Raw genomic sequence first — 15,635 nt, 5'->3', positions numbered from 1 at the left:
CCGGGATATGCAAGGGGTGTGCCGAAGGCTGGGCCCGCAGGGTGCGACGGAATTCCGTCGGGGTGCAGGTAGGGCCGTGCGGAGCAAGCTCAGCACCCACCAACGCAATACGGGGAGGTGCCAACCGCCTGCCCTGGTGGGTGCCAACCTTGGTTGGCACACCTGTCAGGCGTAGGCGTCCAGCAAGCCGCGCTGGCGGATCAACTGCGCGGACGACACGCTGGCATCGCCCGGCGTCGGTTCTCCGTCGCCGGTCATGCCGCCGCCACCGGGTTGTCCCGACGCATTGCCGTCACCACCAGACGCGTGGTGGCCGACATCGGCGTGAGCCAGCTGGAAGCCCTGTTCGCCCAGCAGCTCGCGCAGGCGCGGCAGGCTGCTTTCCAGTGCCTGGCGCACGTCCACGTGCGGGCTGCTGAAGCTGGCATGCACCTTGTCGCCGTTCAACTGCAGGCGCACGTCGACCGGCCCCATGTCGTCCGGGCTCAGGCGGATGTGGGCATGGCCGATCTTCTGGTCGGCCAGCCAGCCCAGGCGTGCGCCGATGGCCTGGTCGAAGCCATCGTCACCCAGAACGGGCTTAGGCGTGGGTTCGCCATTGAAGATCGCGTTGCCGGTGGCGAGCGCCGCCTTCAGGTCCTGCACGGCGGCCGCTGCCGGTGCGTGCAGCAACGGTGTATTTGCGCGGTCGCCAACGGCGGCCACGTCACTGCCTTCGCCGCGCTCGCTGCGCTTGCCGGGCAGGATCATCGCCGGCAATGGCAGCGCGGTGGCATCCTCCGCGCTGGTCGCCGCCGGTTTGCCGTCGGCCGCCACGGGGGCTGCGGTTGCCGCTGCCGGCGCGGCTGCAGGCAGTGTCGGGGTCGCGGCGGGGGCAGTGGTGGGTAGCGCCGTACCGCTGGCCAGTGACGGTGCAGCGCTGCCCGCCAGAGCGACGGCCGGATCGGCAGGCGTCGGCATCGCCAGCACCAGGCCGGCCAGGCCGATCGGTGGCCACGGGGCGTCCTCGGTCGCGGCGGGCTTGTCCTTGTCGGTGCCGGGTCCAGCCGGGGGCAGGGCAACGGGCGGTAGCGGCGGCGTTTCGGCAGTTGCCGCTTCCGCGTCCGCGCTGCGTTCGCCCGGTGCCTGGCCATTGCTGTCGGCGGTCGATGGCTGGCTGGGCGGGGACGGCGTCGGTGCGGTAGCGCTGCCGGCAGGCGCGGGCGCGGAGGGCGCACCGCCCTGCAGCAGCTGGCTGAAGTCCTTTGCGCCTTCGCTGCGCGCGGCGCGTGCGGCACTGTTGCTGGTGGCGGGCGTGGCCGGGTTGGCGCTGCTGGCGAGCGGGGCGGGCATCACGGGCGGCCTCCCTGCTCGGCGCCGTCCTGGTCTTCGGCCTGCACCAGGCGCGCGCGCCGCGCGCCAATGTCGTCCATCTCGCGCTGGTCGCGGCGGTCGGTCACCACCTTTTCCTGCGCGCGGTAGCTGGCGGCCAGCTGCTCCAGCACCGCCTTGTCACGGCTGGCCAGGATCAGCCGCGCGCGCTCGGCCTCCACTTTTTCGCGGTTGCCGTTGACCGTGGCCTGCTGCTGCTCGACCGCACTGTCCAGGCGATCAAGGAAGGCGCGGCGGTTCAGCAGCTGTGCCGGGCTGGTCGCTGCCATCTGGGCGTTGGCGTACTCCTCGGCATAGCGGCGCAGTTCGTCCAGGCGCGACAGATGGGTGTCGAGCACGCGCTGGCGTTCGGCCAGGTCGCGGGCGACCGCGTCCTCGTGTTCCTGGGCCCGCTTGAGCAGGGGATCGATGCGCTTGGACTGGTTCATGGCTTAACTCTCTTGTTCCACCAGGCGCTGCAGCGCCGCCTGGCTGTGCGGGAGATCTGCGGCCTTGGCAACGTCCTGGCCGAGGAACTCCATGATTTCCGGCCAGCGTTCCAGGGCTTCGTCGGTGGCCGCGTCGTTACCACGCTGGTAGGCACCGATCGCGATCAGGTCACGGTTGGCCGAGTACGCCGAGACCAGTCGCTTCAACTTGCGGATGCGCAGGCGCCACGGCTCGTCGGCGATTTCCGTGACCACGCGGCTGACCGACGATTCGACGTCGATGGCCGGGTACAGGCCGCTGTCGGCCACCCGGCGCGAGAGCAGGATGTGGCCGTCGAGGATCGCGCGTGCGGCGTCGGCGATCGGATCCTGTGGATCATCGCCTTCGGTCAGTACGGTGTAGAACGCGGTGATCGAGCCGCGGCCCTTTGCGCCGTTGCCAGCGCGTTCGACCAGCGCCGGCAGCTTGGCGAACACCGAGGGCGGGTAACCGCGGGTGGTCGGTGGTTCACCGACCGACAAGCCGATCTCGCGCTGCGCCTGGGCGAAGCGGGTCAGCGAGTCCATCAGCAGCAGCACGTTCAGGCCCTGGTCGCGGAACCACTCGGCGATGGCGGTGGCACGGTAGGCACCGTGCAGGCGCGCCAAGGGTGGCCGGTCGGCGGGGCTGGCCACCACCACGGCGCGGCGCAGGCCTTCCTCGCCCAGCGTGGTCTCGACGAAATCGCGTACTTCGCGGCCTCGTTCACCAATCAGGCCGACCACGATCACGTCGGCAGCGGTGTAGCGGGTCATCATGCCCAGCAGCGTCGACTTGCCGACGCCGGAACCGGCGAACAGGCCGACACGCTGGCCGCGGCCGATCGGCAACAGCGCGTTGATCGCGCGCACGCCCACGTCCAGCGGCTGGGTGATCGGTTCACGCGCCAACGGATTGATCGACACGCCGGCCATGCCGACATGCCCTTCTGCGCGGATCGGGCCCTTGCCATCCAGCGGCACGCCGTCGCTGTCGATGACGCGGCCGAGCAGGCCTTCACCCACTTCCACGCCGCCACGCCGCGCCGACGGTACCACGCGGGCGTTGGGCAGCAGGCCGTGCAGTTCGGCGCTGGGCATCAGGTAGGTGCGCTCACCGGCAAAGCCGACCACTTCGGCATCGACCCAGCCACCATCGACCACTTCCACCTTGCAGCTGGCGCCCAGCGGCGCCTCGCAGCCGACCGCTTCCAGGGTGAGCCCGACCGCGCGGCGCAGCACGCCCTCGCGGATCAGCCCACGGCCATGCGCGGTATCCACGCGCAGGCCGTCCAGGCGCCGGGCCAGGCGCAGGTTGCGGGCCACGGCCCAGTCGGCCGGCGGCGGCGTCGTTTGCGGTGCGGCGCTCATGCCGTCGCCCCGGTCTGGCGGATCACCGCATCCAGCGCGCCGCGCAGGCGGGCCTCCAGGGTGCCGTCGATGCGTACGGCTTCGGCGTGCACGCGCAGGTCGCCACGGCTGAGGCTGGTATCCGGTACCAGGCGCTGCGCCGGCGACAGGTTCAGCAGCGGGGCAAGCGCGGCGATGTCATCCGGGTGCAGCCGCACTTCCACCTCGCGGGTGCTGCCGCCCACGGCGTCAATCGCTTCGCCGACCAGCTGCGCCAGCAGTGCCGGCTCGGCCTCGTAGGCGCGGCCGACCAGCGCGCCGGCGATGCGCACCGCCAGTTCACCAAGGGCGCCGACCACTTCGTTCTCCAGCCGCACCAGCGGCCGGCTGAAGTTGTCGAGGATGCCTTCGATCTGCGCGGCGAGGCGACGCACCTCCGCCTGGCCCTGGCCGTACCCTTCGGCATGGCCCTGATCGAATCCTTCCTTCTCCGCGCTGTCCTGGATCGCCTGGATTTCCTCCAGGGTCGGCAGCTGCAGCGGCGGCTCCGGTTCGTGTTCCGGGTCCGGCTCGGTGAGTTCGAACGCGTCCTCCTGCTCCAGCGCCGGTTCGGGCTGGGCCAGCAGGTCCGGGGCAAGCCAGCGCACGACGTTGCTCACAGCATGGCCTCCGCGCTGCCGCCGATGGTGACGGTGCCTTCATCGGCCATGCGCTTGACGATGGCCAGGATCTCGCGCTGCGCGCCTTCCACGTCGGACAGGCGCACCGGCCCGCGGGCTTCCATGTCTTCCAGCAGGATCTCGGCCGCGCGCTGCGACATGTTGCGGGTGATCTTGTCGCGCACCTTGATGTCGGCGCCGCGCAGGGCCAGGCCCAGGCGCTCGCCGCTCACCTCGCGCAGCACCAGCTGCATCTCGCGGTCGTCCAGGTCGACCAGATCGTCGAACACGAACATCAGGTCCTGGATGCGGTTGCTCAACGGCGCATCGATGCGGGCGATCTCGCCCAGGATCGCCTGGTCCTGGCCGCTGTCCATGAAGTTCAGGATGTTGGCCGCGCACTGCACGCCACCGATGTTGGACGACTTCAGGTTCTGGTTGCCGGCGAACTGGCGCTCCATGATCTCGTTGAGTTCATTGAGTGCGTTCGGCGGAATGCCGTCGAGGGTAGCGATGCGCAGCAGCACGTCCACGCGGGTACGGTCCGGCAGCAGTTTCAGCGCGTCGGCGGCCTGGTCGGTTTCCAGGTGCGCCATCACGATGGCGATGATCTGCGGGTGCTCGTTGCGCACCAGGTCGGCCACCGCACGCGGGTCCATCCACTTCAGCGCGTCCAGGCCGGTGGTGTTGCGGCCGAGCAGGATGCGGTCGATCAGGTTGCCGGCCTTCTCGCTGCCCAGCGCCTGCACCAGCATGTTGCGGATGTAGTCGTCCGAGCCAACGCCGAGTGAGGTCTTCGAGCCCAGCTCCTGGCCGAACTGGTCCATCACCCGCTCAACCTGCTCGCGGGTGATGTCGGTCATGGTGGCCATGGCGATGCCGATTTTCTGCACCTCCTTGGGTTCCATGTGGCGCAGCACTTCGGCCGCGTCCAGCTCACCCAGCGAAAGCAGCAGTACGGCGGCGCGCTGCACGCCAGTCAGTGCGGCCTCAGTCATTTGCCACCCAACCCTTGACCACCTGGGCCACGCGCTTGGAGTCGGTCTTCACGGCTTCACGCGCCATCCGCAATCGTTCCTCATATGAATCCACCGGCAGGGCCAGTGCTTCCGGCCCGCCCAGGCTGGCCCGGTCAGCGCCCAGCGCCGGCAGCGGCATGCCATCGTCATCGACCAGCTGCACGTCCGCGGTATGCGGCTCGAGTGCCTGTTCGTCGTTCTTCCTGCTCTGGCCGGTGATCGCGCGCAGCGCCGGGCGCAGCACGCCGAACAGCAGCGCCAGCACGACCACCGCGCCAAGCAGCATGCGGCCGGCATCGTGCACCCACGGCAGCTCCCACCACGACGGGCCTTCGACCGGCGTGGTGTCACGCACGAACGGGGCATTCATCACCGACACGGTGTCGCCACGCTCGGCGTTGAAGCCGACGGCCTGCTTGACCAGCGCTTCGACGCGGGTCAGTTCGGCAGCCGACAGCGGCTGCGGGCTCATCTTGCCGTTGGCGCCGGCGCGCGGCACGTTGTCCACCAGCACCGCCACCGAGACGCGCTTGATGCGGCCGGCCGGCTGGCGGGTGTGCTGCAGGGTGCGGTCCAGCTCGTAGTTGCGGGTCGCGTTCTTGCTGCTTTCGGTCGGGGCCTGCGCGGTGGCCGGTGCGGCCTGCTGGCCCGGCGGGCTGTTGCTGGTCGCACCCGGCACGCCCTGCGGGCCCGGCGTGCTGGTGGTGTTCTCGCTCATCTGCTCGCTGCGCAGCTTCTGCGGCTCGCCGTTGTAGAGCTCGCGGGCTTCCTCGGTCACCGAGAAATCCATGTCCACGCTCACTTCCGGGTTGACGCGGCCGGGGCCGGTCATCGGTTCCAGCAGTTCGCGGATGCGCTGGTTGAACGAAGTTTCCTGGCGGCGCACCTGCTCGAACTGGGCCGCGTTGACCGCCGCCTCGCTGTTCGGGTCGGTAATGCTGAGCATGCGCCCGCTCTGGTCGACCACGGTCACCCGTTCCGGCGCGAGGTCCGGAATGCTGGCGGCGACCATGTGCACGATGGCATCGACCTGGCTGCGTTCCAGCTGCTGGCCGCCACGCAGTTCCAGGGTGACCGAGGCGCTGGCCACGTCACGCTGGCGGGTGAACGCGCTGGGCTTGGGAATGGCCAGGTGCACGCGCGAATCGCGCACCGGGCGCAGCGTGTTGATGGTGCGCGACAGCTCGGTTTCCAGCGCGTGCTGGTAGCGCGCGCTTTCCACGAACTGGCTGACACCAAAGCCCGGGTCGCGTTCCATCAGCTCGAAGCCCAGCTTGCCGCTGTCGGTCAGGCCGGAGCCGGCGAGCTTCAGGCGGGCATCATGCAGGTTCTTTTCCGGCACGGTGATGCCACCGGTGGCCGGGTCGAGCGCGAACGGAATCTGCGCGGTGCGCAGCAGGTCGGTCGCTTCAGCGGTCGCCTTCTGGTCCAGGCCGGTGTACAGCGGGACCATGCCCGGCTTCTGTGACCAGAAGAACACGGACAGGCCTGCCGCCACCGCCACCGCGATCATCGCCATCAGGCCCAGCCGACGGGTGATCTGCAGACTCTGCAGGCGGTCGAACCATTGCCCGGCCTTCTCGGCGTTCAGGCTGTCCTTGGAGAGCGTCAGTGCCATGCGTCAACGTTCCTTACAGCGGCATGTTCATCACGTCCTGGTAGGCCTGGACGAGACGGTTGCGGACTTCCACGGTGGCGCGGAAGGCGATCTGGGACTGCTGCGAGGCGACCATCACCTTGGCCAGGTCGGCGCTGGGGTCGCCCATCTCGAAGGCCTTGGCGAGGGCGCCGGATTTCTGTTGCGCATCGTTGACGCCGGCAATCGCACCACGCAGGGTTTCGGTGAAGCTGGCCGGCTGCACCTGCGGCGCATCCAGCACCGTGCCCGGCAGGGCATTGCTGCGCGGCGTTTCGCCCAGCGGGTTGAGCGCCGGCTGTCCCATCTGGGTCTGATAGGAGCGGATCTGCGAAAGGATCGAAGTGACGGAGTGGGACATCTGCAACGGTTCCAGAAACAGGGATGGGGTTGTCTGCTGGAGCCAGTGCAAGTGCCGTGCCGAAACCGGTTTTCGATTCAGTGAAGTGAGGAGGTTGGGTGTGCGTGCGGGGTTGCACCCCGCGCCCCGCGGTAGTGCCGGCCGCTGGCCGGCAACCTCAACGGCAACGGCCGAAGCCGAAGCCGGAGCCGGAGCCGGAGCAACAGCAGAAGCGGGTCTACTGAGGGATGGCGGGGTGGGTCCGGTTACGGGGGACGCCATAAATCCGTCCATGGAGGCTCGGTCGCGCCATCCATGGCGCTCACGCCCCCGCAACCGGACCCACCCCGCCTTCGACAGGTGGCCGCGATCTGTTGGAACCTGCTGTTGATGGTGGGTGCCGACCGTTGGTCGGCACGGGGCCTGACCCCATTGGCGGCGCCATTTAACCGGCGTCGGTTTTCTGGCCTATGGCTGCAGGGTCCATCGGCCGGAATTCTGGCGCTGGCGCGGGGCGATGGGGCCGTCATGCTGGGTGTAGATGAAACGGCCCTGGCGGTCGCTCCGGCAGGTCAGCAGCAGGGTGTGGTGGGCGGGGCCGGCCGGATGGGCCTCGGTCATCTGGATTTCCGCGATATGCGGGGCCAGGCGCTGGTAGCGGTAGCTGCTGCCGATGCAGAGGTCGGTGCCGAGGATGTCCAGCACGTACTGGCTGCCAGCAAAGCTGAGCTGCACCATGCGTCCGGCGTTGGGGTTGTCCGGCGCGTACAACGGGTCGCTGAGGTTGGTGAACCGGCGTTGGTCGAGCGTGGCGGGCAGGGTGCAGTTGGCCGCGGTGGCCAGGGCCGGGCAGAGCAGGACGGCGAGCAGGATCAGGTGATGCATGGTGGGACCTCCTTGGGGTGTCCTTGCCAATGCACCGCAGTTCGGCGCTGCTGTCTTCAAATGCAATGGGGTCAGATCCCTTTCCGCAGGAAAGGGATCTGACCCCGGGCACCACAAACACCAACGCCCGGGCAAGCCCAGGCGTTCGTGCCCCCTTCATGCGGGTCGCGCGCTTCAGCCGGCCAGTTCGGCCTGCTCGCGCTCGATGCCGTACTTGCGCAGCTTTTCCACCAGGGTGGTGCGGCGCAGGCCAAGCAGCTGGGCGGCGTGGGCGACCACGCCCTGGGTGCGTTCCAGTGCTTCGTTGATCAGCCCCAGTTCGATGTTGGCCATGTGGTTGCGCAGGTCCAGGCCATCGTCGGGCAGTGCCGCCGGTGCCGCCGGGCGATTGACGGCGATGCCGTGCTCCAGCGCCGGCTGGTTGCCGCTGCCGGGCGTGTGGAACGAGAAGCTGCGCAGGTCCAGGCGTTCTTCGCTGGCAACCGGCGCTGCAGGTACCGCTGCGGCCACCGCTGCCAGCGCGGCATCGCCACGATAGCGGGCCGGCAGGTCCTGCACGCGCACCGAACCACCCGGATGCAGCACGGCCAGTCGTTCGACCAGGTTGGTCAGCTCGCGCACGTTGCCCGGCCATTCGTAGCCGGCCAGGGCCTGCAGGGCTTCCGGGGTGAAGCGCACTTCGCCACGGCCGGTTCGCGCCAGCTGCGCGGCGATGGTTTCCACCAGTGCCGGCAGGTCTTCGCGACGCTCGCGCAGCGCGGGCACGTCGATCGGGAACACGTTGAGGCGGTAGAACAGGTCCTCACGGAACTTGCCTTCAGCAATGCGCGTTTCCAGATCGCGGTGGGTCGCGGCCACCACGCGCACGTTGCAGCGGATGGTCTGGTTGCCGCCAACGCGCTCGAAACTGCGTTCCTGCAGCACGCGCAGCAGCTTCACCTGCATCGGCAGGCTCATGTCGCCGATTTCGTCGAGCAGCAGGGTGCCGCCCTCGGCCATTTCAAACCGGCCCTTGCGCGCGGTCAGTGCGCCGGTGAAGGCGCCCTTCTCGTGGCCGAACAGTTCGCTTTCCAGCAGGTCGGCCGGAATGGCGCCACAGTTGATCGCCACGAACGGGCCATCACGGCGCGGCGAGCGCTGGTGGATGGCGCGCGATACCACTTCCTTGCCGGTGCCGGATTCGCCCAGCACCAGCACGGTGGTGTCGAACGCGGCCACCTGCTCGATCATGGTGCGCAGCGCGGTGACCGCCGGGCCGTTGCCGGTCGGCCCCTGGTCCTGCGCGGCGCCGGCCTGGTGCTCGGCATCCAGGCGCTTGAGGCTGGCGCGGCGCAGCAGGGCTTCCATCTGCGCATGGCGCAGCGGCGTTTCCAGCGGCCAGATGTTGGCTTCGTGCAGGCCGTGCTGCTGGGCAAACGCAGCGGCATCACCGTCGGCCAGCAGCACCGGCGGCGGCAGGCTGCTGCCTCCCAGCCAGTGGTACAGCGCGGTACTGGCAGCGCTGTCGTCCAGGCTGCCGACGATCACCGCCATCCAGTCGTTCTGGCGCTGGCGGCCCAGGTCGAAGTCGGCTGCGTCGGAGACCCAGCGCGGGTTGAAGTCCATGAATTCCAGCAGGGCAACGGTGCGCTCTGCGCGCACGGCGTCGTTGTCCAGCACCAGGATGCGCGATTCGCTCACGATCGATCCTCCCTGAGGCCTTCCAGGATCGGCATGACTTCCTGGATGTAGGACAGCTTGCTGACAAAGTTGTCGGCGCCGGCGCGCAGCGCGTGTTCGCGGTGCTCGGCGTCGTCGAAGTGGCTGGCGATCACGATGTACGGTGCATCGTCCTGCGACTTGATCAGGCGGGTGGCCTGCAGGCCGCCCATTTCCGGCATCGCCAGGTCCATCAGCACCACCTGCGGGCGCAGCGTTTCCGAGCGCTCGATCGCTTCCAGGCCGTTGCCGGCACTGCCGACGATCTGCAGCCAGTCGATCTTGCGGAAATGGCGCATCGCCGCGTTGATGAAGCCCTCGTGGTCATCGACCAGCAGGACCGTGAGCTTGTTCATGTCCAACATCCTTTTCAGCCCACCCGGGCCAGCTGGGGTTGCCTGGCGCTGAGCCGGCGCCGTTCGCGGGCCGGGGCGATATCCAGTTGTTCTCGGTATTTTGCGACGGTTCGGCGGGCAATGTTCACCCCCTGGCGTGACAGCAGGCCGGCAATGGCCTCATCGGCCAGCGGGCGGCCGGCCGGTTCGGCGTCGATCAGGCGGCGGACCATCGCCTTCACCGCCTGGCCGGAGACGCTGGCGCCTTCCAGGCGCACGGCGAAGAAGTGCTTCAGTTCGAAGGTGCCGCGCGGGGTCTGCAGGAACTTGCCGGTGGTGATGCGCGAGACGGTGGACTCGTGCATGCCGATCTCCTCGGCCACTTCCTTCAGGGTCAACGGCGCCATGGCCTCTTCGCCACGGACCAGGAAGGCGGCCTGGCGCTCGACGATCACCCGCGCGGTGCGCAGCAGGGTGTCGTAGCGCATCGACAGGCCGCGGCTGAACCAGCGCGCCTCCTGCAGCATTTCGCGCAGTGCCGGGGCGGCGTCGCTGATCTCGGCCAGGGCCTGTTCGTACTGGCTGTTGATCGACACGCGGCGGCTGGTGGCCGGGTTCAGTGCGACCTTCCACTGCCCATCAGCGTGCCAGGCGACCACGTCCGGCACCACCACGGCGTTGCGTTCGGGCAGCAGGCTGTCGCCGGGGCGCGGCTGCAGCGATAGGATCAGGCGCACCGCCTCGCGCACGTCGTCGATCTCGGCGTCGTGCTGGCGGGCGAGGGCGGGGTAGTCGTGGGCCGCGAGCGCGTCGAGCGCGCCATCGAGAATGCGTGCCGCCAGGTGGCGGGCCGGCACCACGCCATGCAGGCTGCGCAGCTGCGCCTGCAGGCCTTCGCGCAGGTCCTGCGCGGCCATGCCGGCGGGCTCGCCATGCAGCAGCTGCTGGCGGATGGCTTCCACGCCGTCGACGGTGATGTCGAACTGGGCACTGGCCAGCAGCTGCAGCTGGGCCAGCGGCGCCTGCAGGTAGCCTGCCTCATCGCAGTGGTCCAGCCAGAACGCGGCCACCGCCAGCTGATGGTCGTCCATGTCCAGCGCCAGGCGCTGCAGCACGCGCAGCTGCGGGTCGGTCGACTCGCCAGCGGCGATGCGCGCCATGCGATCGTCGTCGCCGTCCTGCCAACTGGCGCCGGCCACGTCCCACATCGACGGCTCGGGCAGTTCGTCAAAGGCGGCGGTATCGAGGGTGGTGGCACTCGCTTCGGTGGCGTCGGCAGCGGGCGCTTCGGCCTCCTCGATCTCCAGCAGCGGGTTGGAGTCCAGCAGGCGCTGGATTTCCTGCTCCAGGTGCAGGCCATCGAGCTGCAACAGTCGGATCGACTGCAGCAGTTGCGGGGTGAGGTGGAGTTGCTGGCCCAGCTGGGTCGAGAGTGCAGCCTTCATCGTGGTTCCCCGGCACCGCTCCCCGGCGCCTTGTGGAACGCATCTTGCTTTTGATCCGGCGGGGGCGGAATCGGGGGGTTCCTGATGCATTTCGTGGAACTCCCGACAGGGTGTAGGGGAATTCCCTACACCGACGCGGGAAATTGACGAAATGCGCCGCCAAGTCATTGATTTGTGGTGGAGAAGCCGCTGGGCGCGCGGCGGTCGGGGCACGGATTCCTGTCAGGGAATGTCGGGGTGACGGGATGTCGTCGCCAACGCAGGGTGTCGCGGGGTCAGATCCTTTTCCGCGGGAAAGGGATCTGACCCCGATACCGGCGCCTACTCGAGCTCGTGCTGATGGCGTGCGGCCAGCAGCAGCAGGTCATTGGCGCGGCGGCAGCCCAGCGATTCCATCATCCGCGCGCGGTGGGTCTCCACCGTCTTGACGCTGATGCCGAGATCGGCGGCGATTTCCTTGTTGCTCTCGCCCTTGCCGATGCGGCGCAGGATCTCACGCTGCCGTGGTGAGAGTGCGGCGATGCCGGTGGGTTTCTCGCGGCCCAGCATCGGCGCCAGCATCTTGGCCGAGATCTGCGGGCTCAGGAACACCTGGCCGGCGTGCGCGGCCCGCAGTGCCAGTTCCAGTTCCTGCGGTGCGGCGTCCTTCACCACGAACCCGACCGCGCCACGATCCAGTGCATCGCGCACGTGGGCGGCATCGTCGTGCATGGTCATCATCACCACCCGGGTACCGGGGGCACGCAGGCGGATGTCGCTGAGCGCTTCCAGGCCGGTGCGGCCCGGCAGCGAGAGGTCCATCAGCACCACATCCGGTGCGTGCTGCAGGGACAGTTGCAGTGCCTGTTCGGCGTTGCTGGCCTCGGCCACGAGCTGCACGTCGGCAAACCCCTGCAGCAGCCGCGCCAGGCCGGCGCGGACAAGGGTGTGATCGTCGACGATGAGAACTCGCACAGGCACGCAGCAGATCCGTGTAGGGGCATCCACCTTAACTTAGCTGAACGGGCGCGCCAAGGGTCGGCCGTACAGCGCCAAGGGGGCGGGTTTCAGCGTGCGCGGCGTGCCTCGGCCACCTGGCGGCGGTGCAGGCGGAACAGGTGCCGCTCCATCGCCATCTCCAGGCCATCACCCAAACGCTGGAAGCGCAGCCACAGGAAGTGCCCGCCGCTACCGTCGGCGGCTTCTGCGACGACCTCCACCGGCAGGTCGATGTGGTCGGGCAGCCAGTCGCTGGGCTGCAGGCGCACCACGCCGGCCTGGCCGGGGCTTGCGCCACTGCGCGGGCCCAGCTGCAGGCGGATGCCACGGCGCGACCAGCGCATCGGACGCAGGGTCAGCTCCTGGCCCTGCTGGCGCACCAGCCGGCCGAGCAGCACCATCGCCAGGTCCAGCTTGGCTTCCAGGCGCTGCAGCTGCAGGCTGGCTTCGTTGCGTTCGTCGTGCTCGTCGCCGCGGCTGTCCTCGACCAGTGCCAGGCTGCGCAGCAGGCCTTCGGCGCTGCTGGTGCGGCCGGCCGCGCTGCCCGCCTGGAACTCGGCCGGCAGGGCCAGTTCGCAGCTGAGCGTCTCGTCGAACAGCTCGCTTTCGGCCGGGTGATGCAGCGAGGTGGTCGGCAGCGAGGTCATGCCAGCGATTCTGCCTGCAGATAGGCATGCGCCGCGCGAAGGGAGCGCTGGCCGTCGTTCATCAGTGCGGCCACGGCATCACGGCGCTGGCGCAGCAGGCCGAGCAGACTCTGATGGCGCTCGAACAGGGCGCTCAGCGGCGCGTGGTCCGCAGCGGTCAGCGGCTGGCTGAGCAGGGCGTGCAGGGTGCTGTCGTGGCCGTCGAGCAGGCTGTCGGCTTGGTCGAGGGAGTCTTCGCCCAAGGCTCTCTCGAAGGCATCCAGCTGCGCATGCAGTTCCTGCAGGCTCATGGCGCCACCGCGGCCGGGCGGCGCTGTTCGTGCGGGATCGCGTTCCAGGCGCTGTCGATCTCGCCCAGCAGCTGCAGCGATTCATCCAGCGCGGCACGGTCGTTGTGCAGGTTGGCCTCGGTCAGGCGCTGCAGCACGTAGTCGTACAGCGCAGACAGATTTCCAGCGATCTCGCCACCGGCCTCATGGTCCAGCGAGCCGTTGAGGTGGCCGACGATCGCGCAGACTTCGCCGATCGCCTTGCCCTTGCCGGCCTGGTCACCGCGTTCAAGGCTGGCCAGGGCGCGGCGCACGCGCTCCAGCGCGCCGGCCAGCAGCATCGCCACCAGCTTGTGTGGATCGGCATCGGCGACCGCACTGGTCACCCCCACCTGGCGGTACTGCTCGGCATATTGACGGCTGGAACCGTACATTCGTGATTCTCCTTGCGCGGGGTGCCGTCGGGTGATCGCGGGGACCGGTGCCGACGGCGCGGCGATGATTGCTGTTGCGTCCGTTATCGGTGCATTGCGCGGCAAACTTGAGTGCCGTGCATGTTCCGTCAGCGGTTCAACTGGGCCAGCTGCTGCTGCAGCGCGGTGTTGCTCTGCTGCAGCTTGCCCATCAGGTTGTCCAGCGCCAGGAACTGCTTCTTGTAGCGTTCTTCCACGCTCTTCATGCGCGTGTCGAGGTCCTTGCGGCGCTTGTCGATGTTGTCCAGCGTGGTGTTCAGGCCCTTGGTGCGGGCAACGAAGGCGCCTTCCTTGCCGACCGTGGTGCTGACATAGCCGTCGACCAGCGTGTACAGCTTGCCGGCACCGCCGGTATCACCGGTGATCGCCTGGCGCATCTTCTCCGGCTGGCTGGCCAGTGCGGCGGCGAACTTGGTGGTGTCCAGGATCAGCGTGCCGTCGGCATTGGGATAGCCACGGGTATCCAGGCCGATCGCCTTGGCATCGAGCTTGTCACCGGCCAGGTCCTTGAGCACGCTCGACATCACCGAGCGCAGCTGGCTGGTGGCGCCGCGCATCTGCGCATCGCCGGTCAGCGTGGAGGCTTCCTTGGTCTTGGCGTCGTACTTGGTTTCGGTGTTGATCGCCGCCAGTGCAGCGTTGTAGGCGGTGACGAACTCCTGCATCACCTTGGTGGCTGCCGCAGTGTCCGTGCTGATGGTCACCGTGCTGGTGCCCGGCATCTTCAGGTTCAGGGTCAGGCCCGGAACCGCATCGGCCACGGTGTTGCTGGCGCTGACGACCTTCACACCATCGATGGTCAGCTCGGCGTCGGCGGCGGCGGTGTTCTGCTTGAGGCTGTTGACCAGGCCGCCCAGTTTGGCGTCGCTGCCGGCGTATTCGAGCTTGATCGCGTTGGCGGCACCGGTCTTCTCCTGGGCGATCGACAGGTACTGGTTGTCGCCGGAGCTGATCAGGGTGGCCTGCACGCCTTCCTTGCGGCCGGCCGCATCGATCTTGTTGCGGATGGTGGTCAGCGTGTCGCCGTCCTCCACCTCCACGTTCATGGTCTTGGCCTTGTCGCCCACGCCAACGGTCAGCGTCAAGGTTCCGGCAGCAAACGTGTCGGTCTTGGGTACCGAGGTATCGGCGATCAGTTTGTGCGCGGTCGCCAGCGAGGTGACATTGACCACGTGCGTGCCGTTGGAGGCCGCAGCCTTGGTGGTGCCAACGTCATACAGCGCGACCGACGCCGTCAGGATCTCGTCGGTGCCCTTGTCGCCGCCCTTGCTGGCGGTCACCGTGCGCGTGTCGAACGCCGTGGTGGCCTTCAGTGCGGTCAGCGCCGTCTTCAGCTTGTCGAAGGCAGAGGTGATGGTGCCGATCGACGACAACTGCATCTTGGCCTTGGACTGCTGCAGGTTCAGCGCATTGTCGGCGGGCTTGCGGTCAGCTGCGACCAGCTGGTTGACGATGCTGGAAATATCCAGTCCCGAGCCAATGCCACCGTATCCAAAGTCTGCCACGTCGTTTCTCCTGGTATCCGGGCCCGGCCGTCGTGCGGTGGCCCGTCGTCAACGAAAATAGCGGCCTGCGCCGCTGGGTCTTGAGGACTTCGTCGATGCACGTGCCGTGCCAATCGCCTGGCGCGGGTTCTGGCACGCGGGTTGCAGGAGGGCTGGGGCAGGGTGCGGGTAGGTTCACCGCGGGCTGCCGGGAGTCTGCAAAAAGCCCTCCCCCAATGCAGGGGAGGGATCAGGCTACTGACAATCGGGGGGAGACGAAGCCGCCCGGTACGTACAGTCAAAGGTACAGCGCTGAAAGAGAGGTCCGCAGGAGCGGGCGATGCCAAGCCGGTTCGGGAGTGATCCCGGGCCGGGCATGGCCCGCGCCTTCGTGCATCGTGGCTTCCCGGTTGCCGCTACCGTCGGTTCGATCCGACGGTAGCGGCGCCTTCTTGCCGTGGATCAGCGCAGCAGGCTGAGCACGCCCTGCGGCACCTGGTTGGCCTGGGCCAGCATGGCCGTACCGGCCTGCTGCAGGATCTGGGTGCGGGTCAGTTCGGCGGTTTCCTTGGCGAAGTCGGTGTCCTTGATGCGGCTGCG

At 68.4% G+C, this 15,635-nt stretch carries 17 protein-coding genes; all 17 read right to left on the bottom strand.

The genetic code is table 11. The annotated features are described in order from the left end of the window. Window positions 1-165: 165 nt before the first annotated feature. Complete coding sequence (locus AC5P8F_RS20125; protein WP_495228892.1) at window positions 166-1,332, bottom strand: flagellar hook-length control protein FliK; 1,167 nt, start codon at window positions 1,330-1,332, stop codon at window positions 166-168. Beyond that, window positions 1,332-1,799 carry a flagellar export protein FliJ gene (gene fliJ, locus AC5P8F_RS20120; protein ID WP_014647043.1) on the bottom strand — a complete coding sequence of 156 codons (468 nt, stop codon included), beginning with the start codon at window positions 1,797-1,799 and terminating at the stop codon, window positions 1,332-1,334. Before fliJ ends, AC5P8F_RS20125 begins: the two co-directional genes overlap by 1 nt. 3 nt (window positions 1,800-1,802) lie before the next feature. Then, a complete protein-coding gene (locus AC5P8F_RS20115) occupies window positions 1,803-3,188 on the bottom strand; it encodes a FliI/YscN family ATPase (RefSeq protein WP_014647044.1) in 1,386 nt (461 codons plus the stop codon). Next, complete coding sequence (locus AC5P8F_RS20110) at window positions 3,185-3,826, bottom strand: FliH/SctL family protein (protein ID WP_014647045.1); 642 nt, start codon at window positions 3,824-3,826, stop codon at window positions 3,185-3,187. The genes AC5P8F_RS20115 and AC5P8F_RS20110 overlap by 4 nt, the downstream gene beginning before the upstream one ends. Then, window positions 3,823-4,809, bottom strand: coding sequence for a flagellar motor switch protein FliG (fliG, locus tag AC5P8F_RS20105; protein ID WP_024958226.1), 987 nt, complete (start codon window positions 4,807-4,809; stop codon window positions 3,823-3,825). The genes AC5P8F_RS20110 and fliG overlap by 4 nt, the downstream gene beginning before the upstream one ends. A 7-nt stretch (window positions 4,810-4,816) precedes the next feature. Continuing rightward, entirely contained in the window at window positions 4,817-6,463 is a 1,647-nt protein-coding gene (fliF, locus tag AC5P8F_RS20100) for a flagellar basal-body MS-ring/collar protein FliF (RefSeq protein ID WP_495228889.1), read from the bottom strand. 13 nt (window positions 6,464-6,476) lie between these two features. Further along, entirely contained in the window at window positions 6,477-6,842 is a 366-nt protein-coding gene (gene fliE, locus AC5P8F_RS20095) for a flagellar hook-basal body complex protein FliE (RefSeq protein ID WP_014037113.1), read from the bottom strand. 447 nt (window positions 6,843-7,289) lie between these two features. Continuing rightward, complete coding sequence (locus tag AC5P8F_RS20090; RefSeq protein ID WP_495228887.1) at window positions 7,290-7,706, bottom strand: hypothetical protein; 417 nt, start codon at window positions 7,704-7,706, stop codon at window positions 7,290-7,292. A 174-nt stretch (window positions 7,707-7,880) separates the two neighbouring features. After that, window positions 7,881-9,386: a sigma-54 dependent transcriptional regulator gene (locus AC5P8F_RS20085; RefSeq protein ID WP_014647049.1), complete on the bottom strand. Its 1,506-nt coding sequence runs from the start codon at window positions 9,384-9,386 to the stop codon at window positions 7,881-7,883. Beyond that, a complete protein-coding gene (locus tag AC5P8F_RS20080) occupies window positions 9,383-9,760 on the bottom strand; it encodes a response regulator (RefSeq protein WP_010485922.1) in 378 nt (125 codons plus the stop codon). The genes AC5P8F_RS20085 and AC5P8F_RS20080 overlap by 4 nt, the downstream gene beginning before the upstream one ends. A gap of 14 nt (window positions 9,761-9,774) precedes the next feature. After that, window positions 9,775-11,184 carry an RNA polymerase factor sigma-54 gene (rpoN, locus tag AC5P8F_RS20075; protein WP_346601576.1) on the bottom strand — a complete coding sequence of 470 codons (1,410 nt, stop codon included), beginning with the start codon at window positions 11,182-11,184 and terminating at the stop codon, window positions 9,775-9,777. Window positions 11,185-11,505: 321 nt separating this feature from the next. Further along, entirely contained in the window at window positions 11,506-12,138 is a 633-nt protein-coding gene (locus AC5P8F_RS20070; RefSeq protein ID WP_032959406.1) for a response regulator, read from the bottom strand. Window positions 12,139-12,230: 92 nt separating this feature from the next. Beyond that, window positions 12,231-12,809 (bottom strand): PilZ domain-containing protein, encoded by a 579-nt coding sequence (locus AC5P8F_RS20065; RefSeq protein WP_495228883.1) that lies wholly within the window; start codon window positions 12,807-12,809, stop codon window positions 12,231-12,233. Then, window positions 12,806-13,099: a hypothetical protein gene (locus AC5P8F_RS20060; protein WP_046430460.1), complete on the bottom strand. Its 294-nt coding sequence runs from the start codon at window positions 13,097-13,099 to the stop codon at window positions 12,806-12,808. Before AC5P8F_RS20060 ends, AC5P8F_RS20065 begins: the two co-directional genes overlap by 4 nt. Beyond that, window positions 13,096-13,512, bottom strand: coding sequence for a flagellar export chaperone FliS (gene fliS, locus AC5P8F_RS20055; protein WP_005416447.1), 417 nt, complete (start codon window positions 13,510-13,512; stop codon window positions 13,096-13,098). Before fliS ends, AC5P8F_RS20060 begins: the two co-directional genes overlap by 4 nt. A gap of 128 nt (window positions 13,513-13,640) precedes the next feature. Beyond that, entirely contained in the window at window positions 13,641-15,056 is a 1,416-nt protein-coding gene (fliD, locus tag AC5P8F_RS20050) for a flagellar filament capping protein FliD (protein WP_495228882.1), read from the bottom strand. Window positions 15,057-15,497: 441 nt separating this feature from the next. Beyond that, window positions 15,498-15,635, bottom strand: a 138-nt coding sequence (locus AC5P8F_RS20045) for a flagellin (protein ID WP_279923195.1), incomplete at its 5' end; no start/stop codon positions are given.

The sequence above is a fragment of the Stenotrophomonas sp. YJH_SMC_69 genome, assembly GCF_059370495.1.
This window is presented reverse-complemented; position numbering and strand designations above follow the sequence as displayed.